13 protein-coding genes and 2 tRNA genes are annotated in these 13,931 nt (G+C 72.6%); 4 read left to right on the top strand and 11 right to left on the bottom strand.

The window, feature by feature from the left end; all coding sequences use genetic code 11:
• Nucleotides 1–13 precede the first annotated feature (13 nt).
• Entirely contained in the window at nucleotides 14–481 is a 468-nt protein-coding gene (rraA, locus tag J4N02_RS01695) for a ribonuclease E activity regulator RraA (RefSeq protein WP_182818203.1), read from the bottom strand.
• A 37-nt stretch (nucleotides 482–518) separates the two neighbouring features.
• Here rraA and J4N02_RS01690 point away from each other — a divergent pair, with 37 nt between their 5' ends.
• On the top strand, nucleotides 519–1,409 hold the full coding sequence (locus J4N02_RS01690) for a ribokinase (protein WP_188333861.1): 891 nt from the start codon (nucleotides 519–521) through the stop codon (nucleotides 1,407–1,409).
• On the opposite strand, the gene J4N02_RS01685 is transcribed toward J4N02_RS01690, so the two are convergent.
• The 3 genes from J4N02_RS01685 to J4N02_RS01675 all read right to left on the bottom strand — a co-directional run bounded on the left by J4N02_RS01685 (nucleotide 1,379) and on the right by J4N02_RS01675 (nucleotide 4,257).
• A complete protein-coding gene (locus tag J4N02_RS01685) occupies nucleotides 1,379–3,460 on the bottom strand; it encodes a DUF4185 domain-containing protein (protein WP_188333860.1) in 2,082 nt (693 codons plus the stop codon). The genes J4N02_RS01690 and J4N02_RS01685 overlap by 31 nt on opposite strands.
• A 22-nt stretch (nucleotides 3,461–3,482) precedes the next feature.
• Nucleotides 3,483–4,085, bottom strand: a complete 603-nt coding sequence (locus J4N02_RS01680; RefSeq protein WP_188333859.1) for a hypothetical protein — start codon at nucleotides 4,083–4,085, stop codon at nucleotides 3,483–3,485.
• 79 nt (nucleotides 4,086–4,164) lie between these two features.
• Nucleotides 4,165–4,257 (bottom strand) — tRNA-Ser (locus J4N02_RS01675).
• A 98-nt stretch (nucleotides 4,258–4,355) separates the two neighbouring features.
• Between J4N02_RS01675 and J4N02_RS01670 the strand changes: the two genes are divergently transcribed.
• Nucleotides 4,356–6,011 carry an LCP family protein gene (locus J4N02_RS01670; protein ID WP_188333858.1) on the top strand — a complete coding sequence of 552 codons (1,656 nt, stop codon included), beginning with the start codon at nucleotides 4,356–4,358 and terminating at the stop codon, nucleotides 6,009–6,011.
• Nucleotide 6,012: 1 nt separating this feature from the next.
• On the opposite strand, the gene J4N02_RS01665 is transcribed toward J4N02_RS01670, so the two are convergent.
• A complete protein-coding gene (locus J4N02_RS01665) occupies nucleotides 6,013–6,462 on the bottom strand; it encodes a hypothetical protein (protein WP_188333857.1) in 450 nt (149 codons plus the stop codon).
• Between the two features lies 1 nt (nucleotide 6,463).
• Nucleotides 6,464–6,548 (bottom strand) — tRNA-Ser (locus J4N02_RS01660).
• Nucleotides 6,549–6,601: 53 nt separating this feature from the next.
• Between J4N02_RS01660 and J4N02_RS01655 the strand changes: the two genes are divergently transcribed.
• Nucleotides 6,602–7,573: an NAD(P)H-quinone oxidoreductase gene (locus tag J4N02_RS01655; RefSeq protein ID WP_182818694.1), complete on the top strand. Its 972-nt coding sequence runs from the start codon at nucleotides 6,602–6,604 to the stop codon at nucleotides 7,571–7,573.
• Between the two features lie 9 nt (nucleotides 7,574–7,582).
• Nucleotides 7,583–8,842, top strand: coding sequence for an MFS transporter (locus tag J4N02_RS01650; protein WP_188333856.1), 1,260 nt, complete (start codon nucleotides 7,583–7,585; stop codon nucleotides 8,840–8,842).
• 130 nt (nucleotides 8,843–8,972) lie between these two features.
• Here J4N02_RS01650 and J4N02_RS01645 read toward each other — a convergent pair whose 3' ends face one another.
• The 5 genes from J4N02_RS01645 to J4N02_RS01625 all read right to left on the bottom strand — a co-directional run bounded on the left by J4N02_RS01645 (nucleotide 8,973) and on the right by J4N02_RS01625 (nucleotide 13,883).
• Nucleotides 8,973–9,827, bottom strand: coding sequence for an ABC transporter permease (locus J4N02_RS01645; RefSeq protein WP_243760845.1), 855 nt, complete (start codon nucleotides 9,825–9,827; stop codon nucleotides 8,973–8,975).
• On the bottom strand, nucleotides 9,824–10,657 hold the full coding sequence (locus tag J4N02_RS01640) for an ABC transporter permease (protein ID WP_188333855.1): 834 nt from the start codon (nucleotides 10,655–10,657) through the stop codon (nucleotides 9,824–9,826). The genes J4N02_RS01645 and J4N02_RS01640 overlap by 4 nt, the downstream gene beginning before the upstream one ends.
• Before the next feature lie 19 nt (nucleotides 10,658–10,676).
• The gene (locus tag J4N02_RS01635; RefSeq protein WP_188333854.1) at nucleotides 10,677–11,597 is read right to left on the bottom strand and encodes an ABC transporter ATP-binding protein; all 921 of its coding nucleotides are present in this window, start codon (nucleotides 11,595–11,597) and stop codon (nucleotides 10,677–10,679) included.
• 53 nt (nucleotides 11,598–11,650) lie between these two features.
• Nucleotides 11,651–12,985, bottom strand: coding sequence for a DUF4921 family protein (locus J4N02_RS01630; RefSeq protein WP_188333853.1), 1,335 nt, complete (start codon nucleotides 12,983–12,985; stop codon nucleotides 11,651–11,653).
• A 115-nt stretch (nucleotides 12,986–13,100) separates the two neighbouring features.
• Nucleotides 13,101–13,883 (bottom strand): HAD family hydrolase, encoded by a 783-nt coding sequence (locus J4N02_RS01625; RefSeq protein ID WP_188333852.1) that lies wholly within the window; start codon nucleotides 13,881–13,883, stop codon nucleotides 13,101–13,103.
• Between the last annotated feature and the right edge of the window lie 48 nt (nucleotides 13,884–13,931).

Below are 13,931 nucleotides of genomic sequence, written 5' to 3'. Positions count from 1 at the left end.
GCGGGGCAGAGGTTCAGGCGCGCGTGACCAGGATCCCGTCGGGGTCGGCCCACACGGTCGCGCCGGGCGCGAAGTCGGCCCCGCCGAAGGAGACGACCCCGCCGCGGGCTCCGACGCCGTCCTTGGCGCTCTTGCGCGGGTTGGTGCCGAGGGCCTTGACGCCGAGGTCCATCTCACCCAACGCCACCGAGTCGCGGACCGCGCCGTGGATGATCACGCCCTCCCACCCGTTGGCGACGGCGGCCGCGGCGATCATGTCGCCCATCAGGGCGGACTCGAGCGAGCCCTGCCCGTCGACGACGAGCACCTTGCCCGCACCGGGCGTGTTCAGGATCTCCTTGACGAGCTGGTTGTCCCGGTCCACCGAGAGGGTCTCGACGACGCCGGTGAAGGCCCGACGGCCCCCGAAGTCGCGGAACTGCGTGCTGCACGAGGCGAGCTCCTCGCCGTGCTGGTCGTAGATGTCGGCGGTGGCGATCACGGTGCCACTCTACGACCGCGCGGCGTACCCTTCGACCATGCGAGGCATCGTCGTCGGCGGCTCCATCAACCTGGACCTCATCCTGCCCTGCGAGCGCATCCCGCGCCCGGGCGAGACCCTGCATGCGCACGCCCGCGAGCTGGCACCCGGCGGCAAGGGCGCCAACCAGGCCGTGGCGGCGTCCCGGCTCGGCGCGCCGGTCGCGATGGTGGGCGCGGTGGGCGAGGACACCTTCGCCGAGCCGGCGCTCGCCCTGCTCGCCGACGCGGGCGTCGACCTCACCCACGTGCGCCGGGTGCCGGGCGCGACCGGCATCGCCGTGGTGTACGTCGACGACACCGGCGAGAACTCGATCCTCATCGAGGGTGGCGCGAACCGCAGCGTCGACGCGGACGCCGTGGGCGCGGCCGCCGCCCTCATCCAGGACGCCGACGTGGTCGTCCTCCAGGGCGAGATCCCGCGCGACGGGATCGAGGCCGCCGCCCGGCTGGCCACCGGCCGGCTCGTCGTCAACCTCGCGCCGGTCATCGCCGTCTCCCCCGACGTGCTCCGCCGCGCCGACCCCCTGGTGGTCAACGAGCACGAGGGCAGCCTCGCGCTGCGCATGCTGGGCGAGCACGCGCACGGCGACCACGCGGTGGTGGCGGCGCTGGTCGACTCCGGCGTGCCCAGCGTCGGGATGACCCGGGGTGCGAAGGGGGCGCTGGTGGGGGGACCGGAGCACACGGCCGAGGTCCGTTCACCCCAGGTCGACGTGGTCGACACCACCGGCGCCGGGGACGCCTTCGTCGGCGCGCTCGCCACCCGCCTCCTGGCCGGCGACGACCTCGCCGCGGCCGCCGCGTTCGCCGCCCGCGTGGGCGCGTTCGCGTGCACGGGCCGGGGCGCGCAACCCTCCTACCCGAGGTCGACCGACGCGCTGCCCTGAGCCACCGGCCCCAGCACGTCGCTGCCGAGCCGGTGGGCCATGAGCACCACCTGGTAGGGGTTCCAGGTCGACAACGTGTACCGCAGCACGAGCTCGCCGCCGTCGGCACGCGCGTCGAAGAAGAACGGCGCGTAGGCCGCGCCCGTCATGTCGGCCTGCACCCGGAAGATGCGGTCGCCGACCGGGTCCGTGCCGTCTCCGAGTGCCTTGATGAACCGCGAGTACGGGTCGTCGAACCACATGCCGCGCGCCGCCCAGTCCAGGAGCCGGTGCCGCGGCGACCACGGGCCCCACGGCGCCTCGGCGGTGCGCAACCAGACCGACAGTCCGATCGGGTCCTCGGGGCCGGAGCAGCCCAGGAACAGGAACCGGCCGGCCTCGGGCACCCACCGCACCGACACCTCCCCCAGCGCCGACGGGTGCAGCAGCGGGCGGGCGTCGGCCTCGCGCTCGCTCCAGCGCGGTTGTCCGGACGCCGAGAGCCCGGCCCAGTACCGCACGCGCGGTCGGCCACCGGCGGCGGACTCGGGGTCGAGCACCGCCAGCCGCAGGTCGCCGGCCCGGTAGGACCCCGAGCCCCAGACGGCGAGCACCTCGCCCTCCCGGGGCAGGCCGAGCGCGGATCCGGGCAGGCGCTGCACCGACACGTTGATGAAGTACCGCTCCGAGAACGTGCGCGCGCCGGTGAACGTGACCGGACGCCGCGAGCGCGGGTCCACGCGCACCGGCCCGCGGTGCACGGCCAGGACCGAGCGGCCCATGACCTGCCCACGCCGGAAGTGGTTCGACGTGAAGAAGCCGTACAGGTCGTCGCCGACGGAGAAGGCGTCCAGCGGCACGTCGTACTCCCGCATCGTCACGCCCCACCCGCGCACGCGCAGCGGCGCCCCGTGGAACGTGAACCCCGGCAGCCCGTCGATCGGCCCCGTGGGGTCGATGCGCGCGATCGCGTCGCGCGTGGTCAGCCACGGGCGGCGGTGCCAGTGGGTGTCCCCGAAGACCATCAGGTCGTCGCCCAGGTGCTCGACCCGGACGCCGAGGTCGGTCCCCAGCACCCCCGACCTCGTCGTCGAGCGGCTCAGCGTCAGCCGTCGCCCGCCCTCGCGGACCGGCTGGGTGTCGGTCTCCCCCGACACCTGCGCGAGCTTGGTCGACTCGCGCTCCTCGACCGTGAACGGGCTGGTGTCGTGCAGGCGCAGGCAGGTCACGCGCATCCACGCGCCGCCCGCCGCGTGGCGCCGGTGCTGGAGCACCGAGCCCGCCTCGTCGGTCAGCGCGTGGATGGGCCCGCGCCCGGCCGGTGCCAGCGCGACCCCGTCGATGGTCCCCGCACCCCACGTGAGGGTGGCGTGGGGGGTGACGGCGCCGTCTCGGCCGATGCGCCAGGTCTCGAGCACATCCCCGCGCGGGACGGCCAGGAGCCAGCCCCCCGCGTCCGCGACGAGCGACCCGGACGCCGTCCCGGCCCCCAGCCCCAGCCGGCGCCAGGCGCCCCGCAGGCGCAGGCTCAGCTCGCCCCCGAGGTCGGCGACGACGGCGCCGGGCGCGACGAGCACGTCCCGGGCGCCGGGGAGGTGCTCCGTGCGGCGCCAGCCACCCTCGAACCGCCACAGGGTCGTGCCGTCGTCGTCCCCGACGGCGGCGAGCACGCCCCGGGCGTCCCGGGTGGCGGTGACGGTGCTGCCGGGCAGGGGCTCGCCCCGGCGTCCCCAGGTGTTGGGGTCGAGGGTGTGCTCACCCGACGCGGCGACGCGGGGCAGGGCCGCCTTCACGTGGTGGGCGATCCCGCCGTCCTCCGGCACGAGGGCGTGCAGCACCCCGGAGGCGACCACGAGCGCACCGGGGCCCACGGCGTCCGGGCTGACGAGGTCGAGCCGCGCCCACCCTTGGTCGGGGCGCTCCTGGGCCCGCTCGTAGTGGCGCAGGCCCGGGCCCGCGGCGTCCAGCACCAGCGCGTGCAGCAGGCCTGGCGCGAGCCAGCCGCGCAGGCCGGCGCGGCCGGGCCGGGGGGCGGCGGCGAGCGACGAGGGTCCGAGCACGGGGCGGGGCACGACGCGAGCCTAGCGAGGCCTCTCAGGGGCAGTACTGGTCGGCGACGCGGGCCGGGATGTCGTCCTTCGGGGTCGGCCGGTCCTCGCAGTCGAGGATGCCGGTCTCGGAGAGGGTCCACGTGGCGCCGGTGCCGTGGGCGGTGGTGCCGTCGGCGCAGGTCACCGTGACCGCGACCGGTTGTTCGTGGACGCCGTGGTAGGCCAGCATGATGCCCGGCATGGGGTTCTGGCCGAGCAGGTCGGACACGATCCGCAGGCCGTCCGCCAGGTCGGACGGGACCTGTTCCTCGACCGCCGCACGGACGGCCGGGTCGGTCAGCCACGGCTCGTCATCGGCCCACGTGACGCCGCGGGTCACCTCCTCCCCGGGCATGTCGACGAGCGACATCGACCCGTCGGCGGCCGTCTCGCGCACCTGGACGGCCCTGACCTTCCACGTCGTCTCGCCCTGCGGCTCGACGGTGACCTCGGGGGACACGCACACGAACGCGCGGGTCGGGGTGGGCGAGGCGACGGGCGACGTGGCGGGGGTGCTGACGACCGGCGACGGGGTCGGCTGACCGGCCGTGCAGGCGCTGAGCGTGGTGACCAGGAGCAGTCCGGCCAGGGCCGACAGGGGGCGCATGGCTGCAGTATCCACCGCCCGGACAGCCGCGCGGGCGGGAACAGATGAACGCCCGAGCCCTGGTGGGCTCGGGCGTTCGTGGCGGAGGTGGCGAGATTTGAACTCGCGATGGGGTTAACCCCCAAACCCGCTTAGCAGGCGGGCGCCATAGACCTGACTAGGCGACACCTCCTCGGCCGAGGTGAAAGCCTACCGCCCGCCCGGCAGACGGGCAAAAGGGCAGGCCGGCGGCGAGTATACTCGACGAGAATCCCCCCATTGGAGGCTGTGATGGCCCGCAGGACCGACCGCGAGAGCGCCTACGAGGCTGCCCATGCGCTCGAGTCGACCCCGACGAGCCCCACCTCTCCCGCGCGACCCGGCCGCCGCGTGGCCGACCAGGCCTCCCAGCACCGCTCCTTCGCCGGGTCGATCGGCTGGGCGCTGGCGGGCACCGTGCTCCCGGGGCTGGGCCTGACCCGCACCCGGTGGCGCGTGGCGGGGATCATCCTGCTCGTTCTCTCGCTGCTCCTCGCCGTGGCCGTCGGCCTCACCGCGTGGCTGAACCCCAACCTCGCGCTGGCCGCACTGGTCGTCCCGACCATGCTGACGATCCTGTGGGTGGCCGCGATCGTGTTCGGCGTGGTGTGGGCCGCCAGCATCGTGGTGACCCACCTCGCGCTGCGCCCCCGCCCCGCCGCGTGGTGGCAGCGCCTCCTCGGCGGCCTGCTCGTCGGGGCGATGGTGCTCGGCGTCGCGACTCCGTCGTTCGGTGCGGCCCGCGCGATCCGCGACACGTCGCTGCTCATCAACGGCGTGTTCGGCCACGAGGGCGCCCAGGTCTCGAGCGACGACGACACCGGGGACTTCGGCAACGCCGTCGACCCGTGGGCGAACAAGGACCGGCTGAACGTGCTGGTCCTCGGTGGCGACGCCGGCGCCGACCGCACCGGCACGCGCACCGACACCGTGATCCTGGCGTCGATGGACACGCACACCGGTGACACCGTCCTGTTCAGCCTGCCCCGCCAGACCCAGAAGATCCCCTTCCCGGCCGGCAGCGCGCTGGCCGAGCGGTTCCCCCAGGGCTTCACCAGCGGCCGGCTCAACGACCAGGCGTACGCGCTGAACGCGATCTACGACTCGGTCCCCCAGTTGGCGCCCGAGGCCATCCCCGCCGGTGTCGAGGACCCGGGCGCTGAGGCCCTCAAGCTCGGCGTCGGCGCCGCGCTCGGCCTCAAGGTCGACTACTACGCGATGGTCAACATGCAGGGCTTCGTCGAGTTCGTCAACGCGCTCGGCGGCATCACCGTGAACATCAACCGCCCGGTGCCGGTGGGTGGGCGCACCGACGGTGACATCCCGCCCGACCGCTGGCTGCCCCCCGGCCCCGACCAGCACCTCAACGGCGAGGACGCCCTCTGGTTCGCCCGCGGCCGCTACGGCATCGCGACCGGCGACTACGACCGGATGTCCCGCCAGCGCTGCGTGATCCAGGCCGTGGTGAAGGAGGCCAACCCGACGACGGTGCTGGCCAACTACGAGGCGCTCAGCCGGGCCGGCCGCGAGATCGTGAACTCCGACGTCCCGAACCGCCGGCTGCCCGCCATGGTGGCGCTCGCCCTGCGGGTCAAGGACGGCACGATGACGTCGGTCTCCTTCGAGAACGACAAGGACGGCTTCTCCACCAGCAACCCCGACTGGGAGCTCGTCCGCGCGAGGGTCCAGGACGCCATCCGCCCGGCCCCGCCGGCCGCCCCGACGTCCGCGGCCGCCCCGGCGACGCCCGCGCCCGGCACCCAGCCCTCGCCCGCGGCGTCCGGGACGCCGTCGCCCCGCCCGAGCGCGACCCCGAGCGGCTCGCCCACCCCCGCGGCGCCGTCGTCGGTCGTGGACGAGTGCGCGTACAACCCCGAGCCCTACCCCACCGAGGAGCAGAAGGGCTGAGTCAGCCCTCCCAGACCGTGTAGCCGCGGTCGGCGTCGAGGTGCTCGCTGACGGCCTTCACGATCGCGTCGAGCTCGGGCAGCTGGCCCTGCGGCGCGACGAGGTGGACGCGCTCGTCGGCGCCCTGGTGCAGCGTGATCCGCCCGGGGGCGGTGGTGACGCGGGTGACGTCCTTCCAGGTCCCGGCCCGGACGCCGGCCGGCGAGTCCACGCGGTACCCGGCCTCGTCGAGCTCGACCACCACCTGCTGGCGGCGGGACGCCGCGACGGCGGCCCCCAGCAACGCGGCCGCGGCGACGATCAGCAGGACGCCCAGCACGATGACCGCGACCCTCAGCGCCCCCTCGACCGGGAGCACCGCGACGACGGCGCCGCCCGCGGCGAGCAGCGCCGCGACCGCGAACGCGCGCACGGGCGGGCGGGGGGTGATGACGAACCGGTCTGCAGCCACGCGGCGAGAGTGGGATTCGAACCCACGGAGGGTTGCCCCTCGGCCGCTTTCAAGGCGGCTGCACTAGTCCACTATGCGATCTCGCCAGATCGGGAACATCCTAGCGGCGGGGCCTGTGCTGCCCGACTAGGGTTGACCCATGCGTGCCGTCGTTGTCACAGAGCCGGGTGGACCCGAGGTCCTGCAGATCGCCGACGTCGAGGACCCCACCGCGGGGCCGGGCGAACTGCTGATCCGCACCGTCGCCGCGGGCGTGAACCGCGCCGACATCCTGCAGCGGCAGGGCCACTACCCGCCGCCGAAGGGCACCACCGACACGATCGGGCTCGAGGTCTCCGGCCACGTCGAGGCGGTCGGCGACGACGTCGAGGGCTGGTCGGTCGGCGACCCGTGCGTGGCCCTGCTGGCCGGCGGCGGCTACGCCGAGCTGGTCGCGGTGCCCGCCGGGCAGGTGATCGCGCCGCCCGAGGGCGTCGACCTGGTCACCGCCGCCGGGCTGGTCGAGGTGGCCGCCACGGTCGTCTCGAACATGGACCACGTGGGCCTGCGCCCCGGCGAGACCTTCCTCGTGCACGGGGGTGCCGGGGGCATCGGTAGCTTCGCGATCCAGTACGCCAAGGGCCAGGGCTGCCGCGTGGCGACCACCGCGGGCTCGGCCGAGAAGCTCGAGGTCTGCCGCAAGCTCGGCGCCGACATCGCGCTGGACTACCACGACGACTGGGTCACCCAGCTCAAGGAGGCCACCGACGGCAAGGGCGTCGACGTGATCCTCGACATCATGGGCGCCAAGTACCTCGACGCCAACGTGAAGTCGCTGGCCCGCCGCGGCCGCATGGTCGTCATCGGCCTGCAGGGCGGCGTGAAGGGCGAGCTCAACCTCGGCCTGCTGCTGAACAAGGGCGCCACGGTCACCGCGACGTCGCTGCGCTACCGGCCGGTGAACGAGAAGGCCGCGATCGTGGCCCGCGTCGCCGCCGAGGTGTGGCCGCTGATCACGGCGGGCGAGATCAAGGTCGCCCACGAGACCCGGTTCGGCATCGACGAGGTCCGGCAGGCGCACGAGCAGCTCACCGGCGGCAACAATGTGGGGAAGATCGTCCTCACCTTCTAGTCTCGTGCGGTGAACTTCGCCGCCTACGCCGACATCTGGCGCCTGCCCGCCGTACGGCAGGCGGTGCTGCTCGGCGCACTCGGCAAGGCCCCGTGGTTCGGCGCCGGCGTCGTCCTGACGCTGCACGTCGTCGGTGCCCTCGGCCAGACCTACGCCCGCGCCGGCCTCCTGACGGCCGTGTTCACGATCGCGATCGCGCTCGCCTCGCCCCTGCGCGGGCGCTTGCTCGACACCATCGGCCTGCGCCGCACCCTGCTGCCCTCGCTCGTGCTGCTGCCCGTCGCGTTCGTGGCGGCGCCGTTCCTGGACTACTGGCCGCTGCTCTTCGTCATGGGCGGGGTCGGCCTGCTCGCCGTGCCGTGGTTCGTGCTCACCCGCCAGCTGGTGCTGGCCGCGGTGCCCAACTCCCAGCGCCGCGCAGGCCTCGCGCTGGACTCGGTCGTCACCGAGATGGCGTTCATGGCCGGCCCCACCCTCGGCATCCTGCTCGCCAGCGCCTGGGACACCGGCTGGACCCTCACCCTCCTCGCCCTCCTCTCGGTCGCCGCTGCGTGGGGGCTCTACATCCTGAACCCACGGCTGGTCAGCGAGTCCCCGGCCACGATCGACCCGGACGCCGCAGGCGGCGGTCCGTCCGACCCGGCTGCGGGTGCCGTGGGTGTGCCCCCGGTTCGCGGGGGCGTCCGGACCTGGCTGAACGGCCCGGTGATCGCGACGTTCGTGGCGACGGTGGCGGCGTCCTTCACCTTGGCCGGGACCGACCTCGCCATGGTCGCCGGGGCGCGGTCGCTTGAGGGCGCGGCGTCGCTGGCGATCCTGATCGTGTTCTGGGGTGCCGGCTCGCTGATCGGCGGCCTGCTGTTCGGCGGGCTCCCCCGCGGCAGTCTCGGGCTGATGCCGCTGCTGCTCGGCCTGGCCTTCACCACGATGCTCGCGGCGCTCGGCACCAACATCTGGCTGCTCGCCGCGCTGCTCGGGGTGGCCGGACTCTTCTGCGCGCCGACCTTGGCCGCGACCAGCGAGCGGCTGAGCGACCTGGTGCCCGAGGCGTCCCGCGGTGAGGCGTTCGGCTGGTCCGGGACCATGGCCACCGGCGGCAACGCCCTCGCCCCGCCGATCGTGGGGTTCGTGCTCGACGCGTGGGGCTGGCAGTTCGGCTTCGTCGTCACCGGCCTGTGCGGGCTAGCCCTGGCCGGCGTGGGCTGGGTGGCGTTGACGCTCGGACGCCGCGGCGTCCGCAGGCACCGGGCCCGGGTGGCGAGCGCCTGAGGCACCTCTCAGGAACGTCGGGCCCCCGCGAACGCCGCCCCTGCCCCGCCCCGACACTCACCCTTGTCACAACCGAGGGGGAAGAGATTCCCCGTGAATGTGACAAGGGTGAGTGTCGCGTCCCGAGGCGTCAGCGCAGGAACAACATCCTCAACCGCAACGAGGCGGCGGTGATGCCGATGAGGCTCATCACCAGGAAGTAGCCCACGTGCACGACGGTCATGCCGTCGAAGTAGCCCACCGACAGCTGGCGCATCAGCTCGACGCCGTGCCACAGGGGCAGCGCCATGATCACCCACTGGATCGCGACCGGGTACACCGTGATCGGGAACAGCGTCGCCGACAGCAGGAACATCGGCAGCAGCACCAGCGGCACCAGGTCGAGCTGCTGGAAGCTCTTCATGAAGCTCGTCACAGCCATGCCCAGCGACGCGAACCCCAGCGCGATCAGCAGCGCCACCGGGATCATCGCCAGCGCCCACCACGAGGTCACCAGCCCCATCACGGTGATCACGCCCAGGAACCCGATCGCGTAGAGCAGTCCGCGGAACAACGCCATGAAGATCTCCCCCAGGGCCACATCGAGCGGCCCGAGCGAGGTCTGCAGCATGCCCTCGTAGAGCTTGCTGTAGCGCAGCTTGAAGAAGACGTTGTTGACCGAGTCGTAGATCGCGCCGTTCATCGCCGAGGTCGCCAGCAGGGCGGGCGCGATGTACATGGCGTACGAGATCGGACGCCCGTCCGGCCCGGGGACGGACCCCACGAGCGCGCCCATCCCCATGCCCATGGCGAGCAGGTAGAACACGGGCTCGAAGAAGCCGGTCGCGATCACGCCCCAGTTCTGGTTGCGGATCACCCGGAAGCCCCGCTCGATCACCGCACGCGCGTTGCCGGCGTACAGCCCCCCGAACGAGGCGCGCCGACCCCGCAGCCGCTCGCGGATCGGCGCCATCACGCCGGTCGACTCCCGCACCGACGCGCTCACCGGACCAGCCTCCGCGTGAAGGTGCGCGCGGCCGCCAGCAGGCCGCCGACCACGCACACGATCAGGAACACGACGTGCAGGACCATCAGCCACGCGGGCACCACGGCCCCGTACGAGACCACCCGCGCCAGCTGGGTGCCGTGCCACATCGGGGAGACCCAGCCGATCCACTGCAGGTAGACCGGCATCGAGGCGAGCGGGAAGAAGGTGCCGGCGAACAGGAACATCGGCATGACGACGAGGCGCTGCACGAAGTTGAACTGCAGGCCCTCCTCCTCCAGCGTCGCCGAATACGCCATCAGCGGCGCGAACATCGCCATCGACGCGAGCATGGCGATCGGCACGATGAGCAGCGAGCCGACCGCCGGCCACGCCCCGAACGCCAGCCCGACCAGCCAGAACAGCAGCGCCTGCACGAACATGCGCACCGAGATCGCCACGCCCTCACCGAGCGCCATCTGCCAGGGCTCGACGGGGGTGGCCTGGGCGGCGAGGTAGTTCTTCATCCACTTGAAGCCGCCGAAGATCGGCCACGTGCCGAACTGGGCGCCCGTCGACACGACGGTCGCCACGAGCAACCCGGGCGCGACGAACCACAGGTAGCTGACCCCGTCCACGTCGGTATCCACGATCGAGCCCAGGCCCATCCCCATCGCGACGAGGTAGAGCACCGGGTTGCCGAGGGCGGTGACGAACGCCGTCCAGAAGAACGGCTTCTCGGCGGCCTGCCGGTAGCGCGCGTACTGCACCCACCCCCAGCGGCGGGTGCGGCGGGCCAGGGCCGCGTGGTCCATCCCCGAGAAGGTGACCACCGGCTGGGCCGTGCCCACGGCGTCCGAACCCTCGGGCCTAGTCAATGAGCGACCTCCCCGTGAGGCGGAGGAACACGTCCTCCAGCGAGGAGCGGCGCACCAGCGACGTCAGCGGGTTGAGCCCGCGGCGGTTGATCTCGTCGAGCAGGACCTCGCCGGCGTCGTCGTAGAGCAGGATGCGGTCGGGCAGCACCTCGAGGCGGTCGGTCATCGAGCGCAGCACGCCCTCCATCTCGGCGTTGCGGCTCGACCCGAACCGCACCTCGACGACCTCGCGCGTCGAGTACCGCTGGATCAGCTCGCGCGGCGACCCCTCGGCCACGATGCGGCCCTTGTCGATGACCACGAGGCGGTCGCAGAGCTGCTCGGCCTCGTCCATGAAGTGGGTGGTCAGCACCAGGGTGACACCCTGCTCCTTCAGGCGGAACAGCCGGTCCCACAGGATGTGGCGCGCCTGCGGGTCGAGCCCGGTCGTGGGCTCATCCAGCAGCAGGATGCGCGGCTCGTTCACCAGCCCGCGCGCGATCGTCAGGCGGCGCTTCATGCCGCCCGACAACGCGCTGACCTTGGCGGTGGCCTTCTCGGTGAGCTGCGCGAACTCGAGCAGTTCGTCGGCCTTGGGCTTGAGGTAGCTCAGCGGCAGCCCGAAGTAGCGGCCGTAGACGATGAGGTTGTCACGGGCGCGGAGCTCCTCGTCCAGCGAGTCCTGCTGCGGCACGACGCCGAGGGACGCCCGCACCTCGGGCCCGTTCGCCTCCGGGTCCAGTCCCAGCACGGTCAGCGACCCGGACGTGCGCAGCGAAGTGCCCCCGATCATGCGCATCGTCGTGGACTTGCCGGCGCCATTGGGCCCGAGCAGGCCGAACGACTCACCGGGCGCGACCTCGAACGAGATCGCGTCGACGGCGGTGAAGTCGCCGAACGTCTTGGTCAGCTCACGGGCTTCGATCACGGGCACGGGCGCACCCTACAAGCCACCACCGACAGGGGCCGCACCCGAGGCGTCCGAGATCACCGCCGCGGTTGCGCGTACCGCAGCGAGTTCGGCCGGCAGGGCGCCTCGAACGCCACCTTCAGCGAGTCGGCGATGCGGCGCTCGGTGCGCAGCGCGAACAGCCGCTCGACGACCCGGTCGCGCAGCATCACCGGGGTGATGGTGTTGAGGTAGATCTTCGTCGCGCCCTCGAACCCGGCCAGCGTCGAGACCCGCCACTTCAGCATCACGCGCCACGGCATCGCGAGGTCGACGTCGATGGGCCGGTAGTGCCACTCCTCGTTGCAGGGCACGTCGGCCCCCGTCGCGGCGTGCATGGCCTGGATCATGTCGCTCATCCCGCGGACCTCCTCGTGCGACTGCTCCCACGGGTCCGGGTGCTCGGACTTGCTGTAGATCTCGATCGTCGGGAACCGGTGCCCGAAGCCCGCGAACGCCATCGCGTGGTCGTTCTCGGCGATGACGAGGTTCTTGTACGAGGCGAAGTTCGTGGCCACCTCGTTGAACAGGTTGGGGTTGGTGCGCAGCTTGGCCAGCGTGGCCTCGTGCTGCACCCCGCGCTCGTCGATCGCGACGAGCTGCTTGTGCAGGTGGTCGAAGCTGGCGCCGGCCGGCTTCAGCCAGTTCTGGAAGACCGTCACGTAGCGCGCGTACCGGTTGAGGTCGTAGAGCCCCTTCACCGACTCGATCGTGTAGGTGATGAACTGCGCGTGCTCGTCGGGGGTCAGGGTGCCCGCCCCGGCCAGCCGGGCGTCGTCGGTCGCGCCGTCGGTGAAGTGCCGGCGGGCGATGATCAGGTCGTGCCCGCCCCCGAAGAAGCCGGACGCCGCGGCGATCCGTTCGTCCTCCCCCATCGCCGCCACCTTGGCCGCCGACAGCCCGGACGCCTTGAGCTTCATGTCCACGACGCTCAGGACGTGCGCCCGGCCGGCCGGTGAGGCCAGGTAGGCCTCGCGGCGTCCGGCGATGTGGGTGGGCAGCGTGTAGCCGTAGTTGAGGTTCCAGTACTCGTAGCTCAGGATCTCGAACAGGTTCGGCACCCGCCGGAAGTCGGCGACGGTGTTGTACATCTCCTCGGCCGGGGTGCGGTAGTGCGTCTCCCAGGTGGTGTTCCCGCGGTGGACGACCCGCGACTTCTCCGGCGGGGTCTCCTCGTAGCGCTTCTCGCAGAACGAGCAGTACGCGCCGTGCTTGTCGGGGTCGAGCGGCTTCGCGTTGACCCCGCCCAGGCCCAGCGGCCGGTTGCCGCGGCCCGGGACCGTCCAGACCTCGGTGCCGGTGAAGGGGTTCAGCTGCTTGACCGTCCCGTCGGCCAGGGTCGTCAGGTAGTCGGGCTCGCGGCTGTACTGCATGGTCCCAGCCTGCCCCTCCACCTCACTCCGCACCAAACATCGGGCCGCCGTGTCACCCTGTGGCCGGACCCAGCCCCCTCTGGGTGGGCAGGAGATGCGACAGACTGCCGCTGACTCAGAACCAGCGGGCCAGCTCGGCGACCAACCCGTCGTCGGCCAGGCTGCCGGTCACGGCGTCCGCGACCTCGAGCAACTCGGCCGGCGACCCGCCCATCGCCACCCCGCGCCCGGCCCAGGTCAGCATCTCGATGTCGTTGCGGCCGTCGCCGATGGCGAGCACGTCGGCGGCGTCGATGCCCATCCGGCCGCACACGCGCGCGAGGCCGTGGGCCTTGTCGACTCCCTCGGGCGCGATGTCGAGCCAGGCGGTGTAGCCGATCGCGTACGAGACGCCCTCGAGGCCGAGGCGGTGGGCGAGCTCGATGAACTCCTCCTCGGAGGCGTTGGGGTCGCGGACGATCACGCGGGTCACGTCGGAGCCGGCGAGCTCGTCGACGCTGACCACCTCGATCTCGCCGTGCAGCTCGCCGGCCGGGAACTCGCTCGACACCCGGTAGCCGCGCCCCACCACCTCGACCGCGAGCAGCGGGGCGGGGTGTTCGGCGAGGATCCGGTCGACCACCGGCCGCGGGTCGAAGGTCAGCACGTCCACGACCTCGAACGGCGGGTAGCGCACGGTGACGGCCCCGTTGGAGCACACGTGCTCGGCGTGCTCGAACGGCAACTGCTCGATGACCGTCAGCGCGGACGCCCACGCGCGGCCGGTCGACAGGATCACCGGGACGCCGGCGTCAGCGACGCGTTGGATCGCTGCGCGCACCTGCGGGGCGACGATGTTGGACGCGTCGACGAGCGTTCCGTCGACGTCGAGGGCCACGAGGGCGGGCTGCCAGGTCACGCCCTGAACCCTAGAGAAAAATTGCCGAAGAAATTGTCAGGTTCCACG

The sequence above is a fragment of the Propioniciclava sp. MC1595 genome, assembly GCF_017569205.1.
In the GTDB taxonomy this organism is placed as follows: domain Bacteria; phylum Actinomycetota; class Actinomycetes; order Propionibacteriales; family Propionibacteriaceae; genus Propioniciclava.
This window is presented reverse-complemented; position numbering and strand designations above follow the sequence as displayed.